Raw genomic sequence first — 13,003 nt, forward strand, 5'->3', positions numbered from 1 at the left:
TTCATAGGAAGATGAAGCTGATTCAAAGACGTGCTTATGGATTTAGAAATTTTGAAAATTATAGGTTAAGGGTTAAAGTTTTGTGTTCTTGATTAGTGCCCCCTGATTTGGGGAAGAGCCGGGAAGAGCCGAAGTCCCGAAGTGGGTTTCTTGGGATTTAGGGTATCAAGTGTAACTGATTGATTTTACTGACTTTAATTGGTGGGCCCACTAGGACTTGAACCTAGGACCAACGGATTATGAGTCCGCTGCTCTGACCAACTGAGCTATGGGCCCGGAGAGGGGGTCATTTTAAACTTAATTTGCTTAATGTTCTAGTTTTTTTTTGTGATTTTTTTAAAAGCGTTTACCTCTCCCATTTGGGAGAGGGTAAGAAAGGGTAAAGAGGTATCACAAATCCTTTTTATCCTTCCTCTTAATTTGGATTTTAGCCTTCATCGCCCTCAAGGAAGCTTCTCAGCTTTTCTGAACGAGATGGGTGACGTAGTTTGCGGAGCGCTTTGGCTTCGATCTGCCGAATTCGTTCACGGGTTACGTCAAATTGTTTGCCCACTTCTTCCAGAGTATGGTCGGTATTCATTTCAATACCAAAACGCATACGAAGTACTTTGGCTTCTCTTGGAGTTAAGGTTTCCAAGATTTCTAAAGTTGCTTCGCGAAGACCTTCCGCGGTTGCCATGTCGATTGGCGACTCGATGTTATTGTCTTCAATAAAGTCACCTAAGTGCGAATCGTCATCGTCACCCACTGGGGTTTCCATGGAAATAGGTTCTTTGGCAATTTTTAAGACTTTACGAATCTTGTCTTCGCTTAATTCCATTTTTTCAGCCAGTTCTTCAGGCGTAGCTTCACGGCCAGTTTCCTGTAGGATCTGTCTGGAAATACGGTTAAGCTTGTTAATCGTTTCGATCATGTGTACCGGAATACGGATGGTACGTGCCTGATCGGCAATCGAACGAGTAATTGCTTGTCTAATCCACCACGTTGCGTAAGTAGAGAATTTGTAACCGCGACGGTATTCAAATTTATCTACTGCTTTCATCAGACCGATGTTGCCTTCCTGAATTAAATCAAGGAATTGCAAACCGCGGTTGGTGTATTTTTTCGCGATCGAAATAACCAAACGTAAGTTTGCTTCAACCATTTCCTTTTTGGCACGTCGTGCTTTGGCTTCACCAATGGACATTTTACGATTGATGTCTTTAATTTCACCAATTGTTAAACCGTATTCGAGTTCGAACGCGACCAATCGAGATTGGACGCGCAAAATTTCCTCGGTATATTCCTGAATACGGCCCATATCGAGTTTTTTGCCGTGTTTGCTAGTAATGCTATTGAGCCATTCCATGTCGGTTTCCTGACCTGGGAATGTATCAATAAATAGTTTTCGTGGAATACGAGCTTTTTCAATGCAAAGACGCATAATACTGCGCTCAAATTCTCTAATATGGTTACGCAGTTGACGGAAATGACGTGTTAACCGATCAACCTGTCTAGAGGTGAGTTTGAGCTTTAAGAATGACTCAGACATGGATTCTAATGCTTTTTGCGATTTAGCATGTTCTCTGCCAAACTCTTTTAAAGCAGCAGCTGCAACTTCATATGTTTCACGTAATTCATCAAAATAAATCTTAGCTTGCTCTGGGTTTGGACCATCATCGACCTCTCCCAAACCACCACCTTCGCCGTCTTCATCTTCTTCATCATCAGACAGCAATAAATTACTCACTTGTTCTTCATCAAGCATCGAGCCAATGCTTGATGCAGGGGCTATTTCATCTTCAACATCAGAAAAACCACTGATAATTTCATTGAGACGGATTTCTTGGGCATTGAAACGGTCATAATCGTCAAGCACTAACTGGATAGTTTCTGGATAATGAGCCAAAGACTTAAGGACTTGATAGATCCCTTCTTCAATACGTTTCGCGATGCGGATTTCGCCTTCACGGGTCAACAGCTCGACTGTACCCATTTCACGCATGTACATACGAACTGGGTCGGTAGTACGACCAGTTTCTTTGTCGACAGAGGCGAGTACCATTGCGGCTTCTTCGATATCAGGTACTTCTTCTGTATTAAGCAGAAGTGCCAATTCATCATCACCGGGCGGCAACTCAAATACTTTGATGTTCATGCCTTCCAGCATGCTAATAATTACATCAAAATGTTCTGTATCGACGATATTAGGCAGCAAGTCATTGATTTGACTGTACGTCAAATAACCTTGCTCCTTGCCTAAGCTGATGACTTTGGTTATCTGTGAGCTCTGCTGTTCTTGATCATTCATGGTCATAGGCACTTCTCTAGGGACAATTGGACATTTTCCTAAAAAACAATGGAATCTACAGTATTTATAGCACTAATTGGATTTAAATTGCTTATTTAGGATTAAAAAAACCTTGCAATTATAAACCTTGAGACTGCAACATACCAGTAATTTTTCATCGCTTTTTTCTGGACATCTTCTTTACAAGATTTTAGCACATTATGAACAATTGCAAGAGTTAAGGTTAATGCCAATTGCAAAACAACAAACTTTATTGCTCACGCTATATTTCAAATCAAACATGGCGTTCTTTTAACATCTCTTGTAATTTTATTCGCTCTGTATCACTCAATCCTTGCTGACGTGATTTATTAATCAGCTGGCGTATGGTTAATTCCCGATTTTGTTTTTGTAAAAAGAGCATAATGTCGATAAATTCTTTAACTAATTCTTGCTCGGGAACCAGATGATCCCAAGCTGCAAGTTTGTTCATGGAGGCGAAATAAGGATGCTCACGCCATGACTCAATGAGTGTTGCAGTAGTGGCCTGTGGATTTGTTGCCAGTTGTTGTAACACGTGCAATAGGATTTCATGTTCTTTAGTATCGAGAAGCTCAGGGTTGATTTGCTGTTTGATTTGAGCATAAATTTCAGGATGTTGGAGCAGCAAAGCTACCGCAATACGCATTGGCGTACGTGCAATGGTCATCGTCTGTTCGTGCTGAGGCGCTTTCGACTCCTCGGTAATCAACTGACTTAAGCGATGAGTTTCAATATGGGTTAAGCGCGCCAAATCTTCAATGAGCAGTTGCTTGTATGAACCTTCATCCATTTTTTGTAAAAACGGCTTAGCCAAATTAATGAGCTGAGTTTTTCCTGCGGGTCGAAGCAGATTGAGGTCTTTGGCTAAGTTGTCAAAAAGGAAGCGGTGTAATGGCGTCGCTTGCTTGATTCGATTTAAAAAATTATCTTTGCCCTCATGGCGAACCAAGCTATCGGGGTCATGGCTATCTGGCAAAAACATGAAACTGGCATCGAGTCCCAGATTCAAATGCGGCAAGCTACTTTCTAATGCGCGCCATGCGGCTTGTCTTCCTGCATTATCACCATCAAAGCAAAAAATCAGCGATTTGGTATGCTTGGCAAGAAGTTGAATATGGTAGGTACTGGTTGCTGTGCCTAATGTGGCTACCGCATTCATGATCCCATGTTGGGCTAATGCAATCACATCCATATAGCCTTCAACCACAATAACGTAATCAATGGTCTTTTGCTGGCTTAGAATTTGATGCAAGCCATACAGTTCCCTGCTTTTTTGAAAAATTACGGTTTCAGGCGAATTGAGGTATTTGGGTTTTTGCTCATTGTCCAGGACACGTCCGCCAAAGCCTATAATGCGTCCATGACGGTCATGAATGGGGAACATGACACGGTTGCGATACCGATCATAGATTTTTCCATCATCGTTTTTAATTAACATCCCAGTTGTCAGCAGTTCTCGTTGATTGCGGGGAAATGCTTTTTCAAGGTTATGCCAGCCTTCGCTTGCATAACCTAACTGATACAGCTTGGCAATTTCTCCGCTTAAACCTCTTCCCCGCAAATAATCTATGGCAGGTTTCCCTTCATGTTTTAATTTTTTTTGATAATAAAGGCTGACCTCACCCAGGAGTTTGTAAAGATCCAGGGATGGATTATTTTTCTCGTTTTGTTTGTCTCGCGGAACGGTTAAACCCGCGCGGGTAGCTAGTGTTTCAACTGCATCAACAAATCCCTGATTGAGGTAATTCATGACAAAGCTGATGGCATTGCCTGATGCACCACAGCCAAAGCAGTGGTAAAACTGCTTTTTAGCAACGACGTTAAACGAGGGGGTTTTTTCGTTATGAAAAGGGCAACAGGCAATATGACTGTTCCCTCTTTTTTTCAAGGGAACATAGCTGTCAATTAGTTCAACCAGATCCGTTCGGTGGAGGAGATCATCAATGAATGGCTGCGGGATTAAGCCAGACATGTTGCTCCTTAGCTTAATTGGGCCTTAATCATGGCGCTGACTTGCGCCATATCAGCACGACCTTGCAAGCTGGGCTTTAAGAGAGCCATAACTTTACCCATGTCAGCCATTTTTTCAGCTCCAGTTGAAGCAATAGCATCTTGGACCATTTGTTTAATTTCTGTTTCGGATAAAGGTTCTGGCAAGTATTTTTTAATAATATCTAATTCAAATTGTTCTTGTGCAACCAAATCATCACGATTGGCTTTTTCGTATTGCGCTATAGATTCTTTGCGTTGTTTGCTCATTTTGTCCAGGATCACCAACATGCGCTCATTATCTACTTCAATGCGCTCATCCACTTCGACCTGTTTTACGGCCGCAGTAATTAAACGAAGTGTGGACAAAAGCTCTTTATCTTTGGCACGCATTGCATCTTTGACATCATTATTGAGACGTTCTTTAATTGTCATTTTTTATTCCTTAAAATCTAATGAGCAGCTCGGCTCCTAATGCTAGGAACGGCTATCAGGCATATCTTGAACAAACTGAACCGTTCCTCAAGATTTTTATATACTTTGAAAAGCTAAAGGCCACTAGATACGACATCATAATCATAATTAACTTGTGACTATGCGAAGTATATGTGGCCTTAGTAAAAAATACAGGACAGAAAAAATCCTATTTACGTCGGCGTTTTCCGCCTTGTTGTCTTGCTGTCATATCACGAGAAATTTTCTTCAGATGACGTTTTACCGCAGCAGCTTGTTTGCGTTTACGCTCAGCAGTTGGTTTTTCATAAAATTCACGACGGCGTAATTCGGTTAAAATACCGGCTTTTTCACAAGAGCGCTTGAAACGGCGCAATGCATATTCTGGATTTTCGCCTTCTTTGACGCGAACTGTAGGCATTAAAATGGTCCTCTGGTTATTTGATCTTAATAGGTGGGCAATTCTAGTGCTAGTTGAAGCACTCGTCAAGTTTTAAGTAGAGAAATTTTATTTTGACTCATTCTATCACTTTCGAAACGTTACGGCTGAGGAGGGGGGCTTCGTCGATACGGTGTTCAAATATGTGGTACAATTGCTGAATTTTTATATCAGGCTTTAATTTATGTTGGTTTTAGGTATTGAATCCTCTTGTGATGAAACTGGAGTAGCGATTTACGATTCAGATGTGGGTTTATTAGCGCATGCCTTGCATTCGCAAATAGATACCCATCGCGTCCATGGCGGGGTAGTTCCTGAGCTTGCTTCGCGTGATCATATTAATTATTTGGTTCCTTTGCTTGATAAAGTATTACAACAAGCAGGGCTTGATAAAAAAGCACTGGATGGAGTTGCCTATACAGCCGGCCCGGGTTTGATTGGTGCATTACTGGTTGGATCCTGTTTTGCCAAAAGTTTAGCTTATGCGTTACAAATCCCTGCTTTGGCCATTCATCATTTGGAGGCACACCTCTTGGCCGCAAAAATGGAAACTCCCTCGCTTGAATTTCCTTTTATTGCACTTTTAGTATCCGGCGGTCATTGCCAATTAGTTGAAGTCAAGGCTCTTGGGGACTATCGTATCCTTGGCGATACCTTGGATGATGCGGTGGGCGAAGCGTTTGATAAAACGGCTAAGTTAATGGGAATACCTTATCCAGGGGGACCCGTACTTGCCGCTTTAGCGGATCAATGTGAATCAACCCCTTATCGATTTCCGCGTCCAATGACGGACAGACCGGGACTTGATTTTAGTTTCAGTGGCCTAAAAACATTCGCATTAAACACCTGGAATCAAAGTGCTAAAGATGAGTGCGCGCGAGCTGAAATTGCCAAGGCATTTCAGCAAGCAGTAGTCGAGACTTTAATGATTAAGTGCAAGCGAGCCGTGCAAGAGTCGGGGTGTAAACAATTGGTAGTTGCCGGGGGAGTGGGCGCAAATAAAGCCTTACGCTTAGGCTTGCGTGAATGGATTCAGAGTATTGGTGGAATGATTTATTTTCCAGCTTTAGAATATTGTACGGATAATGGCGCCATGATTGCTTACGCTGGCTGTTTGCGGATTTTAAGAGGGGAAAAGGATTTAGGTATTGGCGTAGAAGTTAAGGCAAGATGGCCGTTGGCTTAATTATTCGTTCTGTGGTAAAATAAACCAATATGATCTTTATTTGTATAGAGGAGCGGAAATGAGCCAAGGTAAATGGGCAAAATTCCATAGCGCACACAGCCCACTGCAAATCACAAAAGCTAATAAAGGAGAAGGGATTAGATTAGGTCAAGATTGGAGTAGAGCCATAACCAATACCGGTGATCCTGTTCAACATAGGTAAATATTAATCGATGGAGTACCGATTACGAAATATGCTGACCAATATAATCAGCTTCAAGACGACGAGGCTGTCAAAAATTTTTTTGAACAAGTAATCTTGAAAAAGATGGACCCTCAACCTAAAGAAAAAGATAAAGCCGAAATTATCGAATTCTTAACGAAAACTTTCCATCAAGGTGGACTCATGAACCCTGTGTCAGCTGCTCTTGCTACATCCATGGAACGAAAGGCACTTCCAGGTGAAGATGGTGCTCGAGAGGGGAGGATTGCCTGGGGAACAATAAGCGACATGCAGTTAGTTGTTAATATTATTCCAACAAAAGAAGGATTTAAAGTAAAAGAACATGTTGGAGTAAAAAAAATCATGATATCTGAGAATAGTTGGGACGAATATGATATTGCATATACAACTTATAGTTATGGAAACGAGATTGTTAAAGATGCTGCAAGTCCATATATTTTTCGTGATGATGGAACAGATATTATTGAAGCTCAAGGAGAAATTTCAGTCGACTTGTCAAACGCTAAAAAACCTAAAATATCTATCGAGAGCAATGCAATAAGTTATGGACATCACAGACTAAAAGAAGAGCTGCATAGTCATTCTGTGTTACAATGGATTATTGATTTTGTCCAAAATGCTTTTGGTTATAATAAGGTTGAAGTTTTAGAACCTGTGTCCATTAACGAGAACCCGTCGCAATCTCCAGAGACCCCATCTCCAGAGAGCCCATCTCAACCAACATTTTAATTATGCATAGATATGTAGCATTGCGCATAAAAACTTTTAATCTGGAACAGATATTGGTTTTTTAATTTTTGTATTTGTTTTCAATCCCTGGAAATCCTTAATTAAAGGGTTTTCAGGGATTTCTATGTTTAAAGTTAATTTATTCATCTTGCGGTTTATTTGTTTTCGATTTAGACGCAGCTGGTTTTTCAGTCGCTTTGGCTTTCTTCTCAGATTCCTCATTCTTTATGCCCGTACCTTGGGCTGCTTTTGTCGTTTTAGGTTTAGTCACTTCGGCTTCGGTGATGATGACTTCCTCTACCTCAATTATTGCTTCCGAGGAGGTAGCTTCAGTCTTTTTAGGTGTAACAGGCTGTTGGGATGTACCTTCCATAATGTCATCAAGTACATTCTCCTTCAATTTGATTTTAGGCTCTTTCTTATCAATAAGGCGTATAATATTATCTTTATGCTTGTAAAGAATTAAGATCGCCATAAAGAATATGGGGGGAAAAATATCCAGACGTTGAATCAGTAGCAGTGAATAAAATGGAGCAAAACCAACTGCGCAGATGGATGCTAAAGAGGAGTAACGTGAAAATTTGGCAACGATCAACCAGGTTGCTGCAACTAAAACACCAACTAAAAATTGAAAGCCCAAGAGCGCCCCAATTGCTGTTGCAACTCCTTTTCCTCCCTTGAAGTCAAAGAAAACTGGGTACATATGACCAATCACTGCTGCTAGAGCAGTAAACCCTATTGTTGTTGGCTCAGCACCCAGGATTTTGGCAATGAGTACTGGAATGGTACCTTTAAGTAGATCCGCCACCATGACCAAGGCCGCATATTGTTTTCCTGCAATGCGCAATACATTAGTAGCACCAGGATTTTTTGAGCCCTCTGTTCGTGGATCGGGTAAAGAGCAAGCCTTGCAGACAATGACTGCAGAACAGATAGATCCCATTAAATAAGCAAGAACTACCAAAAATATGAATAACATCACCGATTGCTCCTTTTCCGGAAAGTAACTTATTATTAAATAATCTTTATTTGCTAGCAAGTAGCTGTACCTAACTCTGGTTTTTGAACGTGAATAAACTGCTCTTATCCCAGATTCTGCGCGGCCCCCACCAGGCAATTTGTATGATTTTATAAATATAACGCTTGCAAGTCATTGGTATAACGTCTGCCAAACTCGGTCACTTGCCAATGGGTGTCAGTTAGCGTGATTAACTTTTTATGTTCTGCTATTTTGAGTTTGGGGAGCAAATCACTTAATGGCAATCCCGTGGTTTGTGTGAACAGTTCTAACGGAATGGCTTGTTCCAGGCGTGTGGTGTTGAGCATAAATTCAAACAGAAGATCTTGAGCTGTTACTCGTTCCATACTTGCCAAAAAAGGTTTATCTGAGTCGAGATATTCTTTAGGCTGACGATGTTTACGTGTTCTTAGGATTCCTTCTGGAGTTGTGATTTTGCCATGAGCTCCTGCACCTATGCCTAAGTAATCACCGAATAGCCAGTAATTCAAATTATGGCGCGCTTGTCGTGCAGGCTGAGCAAAGGCAGAAATTTCATAGCGTTCAAAACCGGACTCTCTAAGTAAAGTGAATCCTTGTTCCTCCAAACACCACGCTTCATCTTCAGAAGGTAATGGAGGTTTTTCTTTGTAAAATACCGTATTTGGTTCTATGGTTAATTGATACCAGGACAAATGTTCTGGTTGATGGGCAATTGCAGCACGTAAATCTTCGATTCCCTGGGCTACGCTTTGCCTTGGCAAACCGTGCATGATGTCCAAATTTAGATTGTTAAAGCCGGCTTTACGTGCGGACTCAATCGCACGATGCGCTTGTTGTGCATCATGAATCCGACCCAAAGTGTGTAAATGTTCCGGATTGAAGCTTTGAATACCTAGGGAAAGTCGATTAATCCCAATTTGTCGGTACTCAGTAAAGCGTTGCTGTTCTACAGTACCTGGATTGGCTTCCATAGTAACTTCAATATTTTGGGCAAAAGTCAAAATCTGTCTTAATTCGGTAAACAAGATATCATACGCTTGAGCGGAAAAAAGGCTTGGCGTGCCTCCGCCAATGAAAATGGAGCAAATCTCACGAGTTTCAAAGTGCTGCAAATCAGTTTTTAAGTCAGCAAGAAGGGCTTGAACATAATTTTGTTCTGGTAAGGTCTCAGGACTTTTATGGGAGTTAAAATCGCAGTAAGGGCACTTGCGAATGCACCATGGAATGTGAATGTACAACGATAAAGGGATCATTACTCTTTTTAAGACTGGCTTGTTTGGGAATGCAATAGTATCATGTTGCGAGTTTTCTAACAAAAATTGTAATCATACACGTTGCTTTTTTTCCTGTTGAGTGAAAGAGAATTTGTGATGATTACCCGTAAAACAAGAGGAAATCACATGGCAAATAAACGAGTTAGAGTTGCTATTACTGGAGCAGCTGGACAAATTGGTTATGCACTATTGTTTCGGATCGCTTCTGGACAAATGTTTGGAGCAAACACTGAAGTAGAATTAAATTTACTCGAGCTTGAAGCAGCACTGCCCTCTTTGGAAGGGGTTGCGATGGAGCTGGATGATTGTGCCTTCCCCTTATTAAAGCGTGTCGTTTGTACCTCAGATATGAATAAGGCAATGGATGGAGTGAATTGGGCATTGTTGGTTGGCTCTGTACCTCGCAAACAAGGTATGGAACGTTCTGACTTATTGCAAATTAATGGTGGTATATTTACCAAACAAGGTAAGGCAATTAATGATAATGCAAGTGATGATGTGCGCGTCTTTGTTGTGGGCAACCCTTGCAATACAAACTGCTTGATTGCAATGAACAACGCTAAAGACATCCCCAATGATCGGTTTTATGCCATGACCAGTTTGGATGAATTAAGAGCTCGCAGTCAATTGGCTAAAAAAGCTGGGGTTGATATTACAGCGATAACAGAAATGACCATTTGGGGTAACCATTCTTCTACTCAATATCCAGATTTTTATAATGCAAAAATTAATGGAGTTTCTGCAGCTAAAGTGATTGATGAGTCTTGGTTGCAAGATACATTCGTTTCTACTGTACAACAGCGTGGTGCTGCAGTAATTAAAGCGCGTGGTTCTTCTTCTGCTGCTTCAGCTGCTAATGCTGTGATTACTGGTGTGAACCGTTTGGTCACTGATACTCCTGCTGGTGAGTCATTCTCTATGTGCCGTAGTTCTCAAGGCGAATATGGTGTTGATGAAGGGTTAATTTTCTCTTTCCCTTGCCGTCGTGAAAATGGAGAGTTAAAAGTAGTTGAGGGCTTGAGCTTTAATGACTACGGTCGTGAAATGTTCAACAAAACTTTAGATGAGCTAAAACAAGAGCATGATACAGTTAAGGCTTTAGGCTTGCTCGATTAAGATTAGTTTCTTTAAATTCAGCTATTCCATATATGTCATATATGTCATTCCCGCGCAGGCGGGAATCTATTTACAAACTTGATATTGTGCCTAATTTTATGGATGGATTCCCGCCTGCGCGGGAATGACATAAAATTTTTTTAACAAAATCTCTCTAAGGGAAGGAGGAGCTGTAGGTATGACGAATCGGATCGCATAAAGAACTCTTTCGGAGATGAGTCAATTAATTAAATCGGATTTATGAATACACCTCTAATCAGGCAAGATTCCCTGTTTCAAATGATTCGAGGTTTAAATTGCTCGGTTTCTTCAAATGCAGGATGCTCTTGACGATTTTTATATTCTTCACTTTGGTATATTTGGAAAAATTCTGAACCATCTAAAATGGTTTTGGCTTCGGAATTACGTAACAGTGTAGAAATAGAGCGCCCATTCGATAATATTCCATTCAATCTATCCACGAGCTGTTCTACCTGGACTAAGGGATTTGGATGGTCCTGCAGCAAATCAGGTAAGTATTTAATTATTGCTTTAGCTATTTGTTCATCGGTTAAGTAAAAAATTAAGCGTGTACCGGAAATTTGAATGAACTTTTCTTTGGAATCCATAATCAAACGCGATAAAAATTCGGGATCTTTTTGCAGATGAGAAATGAGTCGTTGACTAAACCCAAGTTGATCTCGGTGAGCAATTAATTTGGTATGCAAGCTGGATTCTTGCTGGGCGTAAATTTTCTCGTACATGGTGTTTAACCACGGCACGAACTCAACATCTTGTTGCGCGTCGGTAAATTGGAATCGATGTGAGATTTTAGGATGAGCAAGATACCTATCCCAGTTTATTGCTGGCATTTTGTGTTGTGCAGCTAGAGAGTCAATTGAACTTTGTATCGGTTCGAAATTAATACGCCATTTATCCAAATGGTGTAACGTTGCACCTAATGCTTTTACCAGCTCAACAAACGTTTTTTTCTCATCAGGCTGATAATGTTCAATCGCTTCTTTAAGCCGCTGGATTTCAGGATAAGTATATTTCCCGTTTCTCATCGGTATTAAATGAAAGACGGACTTAATAGCTTCTATTAAAGCTGAAAAAGGGTCATCCATTGATTTATCCTCAGCAGGAGCAGGCCCTTCTTTAAAGGTAGTTTATAAAAAAAGAAAATGCCAAGCTTTTTTACATATTGATATTAATAAAGGTCAAAATTTCAAAAAAAGCCCATTAAATCAAATGTTTTAGGTGCGTTGCAACATGTTTTGTGCTTTAATTTGACACTCCAAATACGCGCGTTACACGCGTCATAGGACGTGATTGTTTAGAGTAATTCTGATACAATAAGTCCTATATTTTCTCTTGGGTTGCTAAGACATGCAGTCTTTAAAAATAAACTGTATCATGATTATTGCCATTGTTTTATGGGCTTCAGCATACGTTGGAATACGCATCGGATTAACTGGCTACTCCCCAGGAGCACTAGCTCTTTTACGTTTTACGGTCGCTTCACTGTGTATGATGATCATCTACTACAGTCTAGGCATTAAAAAAAGAGTGATATGGAAAGATCGCCTTCAATTACTGCTTGCTGGAATGGCTGGCATAGGTATTTATAATATTTGTTTGAATTATGGTGAGCAGAGTGTTTCTGCTGGCATAGCCAGTTTTGTTATGGGTTTAATGCCGGCTATGACCATTCTTTTATCACTGGTTTTTTTACGAGAGAAACTGGCGCGTGGTGTTTGGTTCGGGATTATAATCAGCATTTTGGGTTTGGCTTTATTAACGATAGGTGAGAATACAGAACCCGGAATACATCAGGGAATCATGGCGATTTTGGTTTCTGCATTGATGGGCGCAATTTTAACGATTATCCAAAAGCGATTCGTAAGCGTTTATCATCCTGTTGCGATTATTGCCTGGGTGATGTGGGGGGGGACGTTATTGTTATCTATATTTCTTCCTGACATGCTCCAGCAAATTAGAGTAGCTGAAATACAAACTACGGCGGCCGTTGTTTATATGGGTATTTTCCCTGCCACACTTGCTTATTTAGCATGGGGCTATGTGTTGAAATATTTATCGGCTTCTAATGCGTCCATCACTTTATATGCTCTTCCCATCGTATCCACATTAATGGGATTTCTTTTGTTAAATGAACAACCTTCATTGCTTTCTCTTGTTGGATGCAGCGTCACTTTACTAGGTGCTTTTATTGCCAATCGCTTTCAAATGCGTCTTTCCTTTGCTCAAGAAAGACAACTGTCCAATTAATAAGCCTGGGTGAGG

General features: G+C 40.7%; 13 protein-coding genes and 1 tRNA gene. 6 read left to right on the forward strand and 8 right to left on the reverse strand.

Annotated features, from left to right (window positions below):
* Positions 1 to 92 (forward strand): transposase (locus ELY20_RS15010; protein ID WP_131775223.1); only part of this gene is annotated, 92 nt, incomplete at its 5' end.
* A 107-nt stretch (positions 93 to 199) separates the two neighbouring features.
* On the opposite strand, the gene ELY20_RS15015 is transcribed toward ELY20_RS15010, so the two are convergent.
* The 5 genes from ELY20_RS15015 to rpsU all read right to left on the reverse strand — a co-directional run bounded on the left by ELY20_RS15015 (position 200) and on the right by rpsU (position 5,174).
* Positions 200 to 276 (reverse strand) — tRNA-Ile (locus ELY20_RS15015).
* 151 nt (positions 277 to 427) lie between these two features.
* Positions 428 to 2,296, reverse strand: a complete 1,869-nt coding sequence (rpoD, locus tag ELY20_RS15020) for an RNA polymerase sigma factor RpoD (RefSeq protein WP_110143932.1) — start codon at positions 2,294 to 2,296, stop codon at positions 428 to 430.
* A gap of 268 nt (positions 2,297 to 2,564) precedes the next feature.
* On the reverse strand, positions 2,565 to 4,283 hold the full coding sequence (gene dnaG, locus ELY20_RS15025; RefSeq protein WP_110143931.1) for a DNA primase: 1,719 nt from the start codon (positions 4,281 to 4,283) through the stop codon (positions 2,565 to 2,567).
* A gap of 8 nt (positions 4,284 to 4,291) precedes the next feature.
* On the reverse strand, positions 4,292 to 4,735 hold the full coding sequence (locus ELY20_RS15030) for a GatB/YqeY domain-containing protein (RefSeq protein ID WP_110143930.1): 444 nt from the start codon (positions 4,733 to 4,735) through the stop codon (positions 4,292 to 4,294).
* Between the two features lie 208 nt (positions 4,736 to 4,943).
* Complete coding sequence (rpsU, locus tag ELY20_RS15035) at positions 4,944 to 5,174, reverse strand: 30S ribosomal protein S21 (RefSeq protein ID WP_058468148.1); 231 nt, start codon at positions 5,172 to 5,174, stop codon at positions 4,944 to 4,946.
* A 202-nt stretch (positions 5,175 to 5,376) separates the two neighbouring features.
* On the opposite strand from rpsU, the gene tsaD reads away from it, so the two are divergent.
* The 3 genes from tsaD (at position 5,377) to ELY20_RS15050 (ending at position 7,330) form a co-directional block, all read left to right on the forward strand.
* Positions 5,377 to 6,378 carry a tRNA (adenosine(37)-N6)-threonylcarbamoyltransferase complex transferase subunit TsaD gene (gene tsaD, locus ELY20_RS15045; RefSeq protein ID WP_110143928.1) on the forward strand — a complete coding sequence of 334 codons (1,002 nt, stop codon included), beginning with the start codon at positions 5,377 to 5,379 and terminating at the stop codon, positions 6,376 to 6,378.
* Positions 6,379 to 6,436: 58 nt separating this feature from the next.
* Positions 6,437 to 6,580, forward strand: coding sequence for a hypothetical protein (locus ELY20_RS16815; RefSeq protein WP_158618894.1), 144 nt, complete (start codon positions 6,437 to 6,439; stop codon positions 6,578 to 6,580).
* Between the two features lie 96 nt (positions 6,581 to 6,676).
* Positions 6,677 to 7,330 (forward strand): hypothetical protein, encoded by a 654-nt coding sequence (locus ELY20_RS15050; protein WP_126955713.1) that lies wholly within the window; start codon positions 6,677 to 6,679, stop codon positions 7,328 to 7,330.
* Between the two features lie 139 nt (positions 7,331 to 7,469).
* Here the strand turns inward: ELY20_RS15050 and plsY are convergent, their stop codons facing one another.
* Positions 7,470 to 8,312, reverse strand: a complete 843-nt coding sequence (gene plsY / locus ELY20_RS15055; protein WP_110143926.1) for a glycerol-3-phosphate 1-O-acyltransferase PlsY — start codon at positions 8,310 to 8,312, stop codon at positions 7,470 to 7,472.
* 146 nt (positions 8,313 to 8,458) lie between these two features.
* Positions 8,459 to 9,583 (reverse strand): radical SAM family heme chaperone HemW, encoded by a 1,125-nt coding sequence (hemW, locus tag ELY20_RS15060; protein WP_110143934.1) that lies wholly within the window; start codon positions 9,581 to 9,583, stop codon positions 8,459 to 8,461.
* A 147-nt stretch (positions 9,584 to 9,730) separates the two neighbouring features.
* On the opposite strand from hemW, the gene ELY20_RS15065 reads away from it, so the two are divergent.
* Positions 9,731 to 10,720, forward strand: coding sequence for a malate dehydrogenase (locus ELY20_RS15065; protein WP_110143925.1), 990 nt, complete (start codon positions 9,731 to 9,733; stop codon positions 10,718 to 10,720).
* Between the two features lie 275 nt (positions 10,721 to 10,995).
* Here ELY20_RS15065 and ELY20_RS15070 read toward each other — a convergent pair whose 3' ends face one another.
* Positions 10,996 to 11,826, reverse strand: a complete 831-nt coding sequence (locus tag ELY20_RS15070; protein ID WP_110143924.1) for a hypothetical protein — start codon at positions 11,824 to 11,826, stop codon at positions 10,996 to 10,998.
* Positions 11,827 to 12,088: 262 nt separating this feature from the next.
* Here ELY20_RS15070 and ELY20_RS15075 point away from each other — a divergent pair, with 262 nt between their 5' ends.
* Positions 12,089 to 12,988: a DMT family transporter gene (locus tag ELY20_RS15075; RefSeq protein ID WP_110143923.1), complete on the forward strand. Its 900-nt coding sequence runs from the start codon at positions 12,089 to 12,091 to the stop codon at positions 12,986 to 12,988.
* Positions 12,989 to 13,003 lie beyond the last annotated feature (15 nt).

The organism is Legionella qingyii (genome assembly GCF_003990155.1).
GTDB lineage: Bacteria > Pseudomonadota > Gammaproteobacteria > Legionellales > Legionellaceae > Legionella > Legionella qingyii.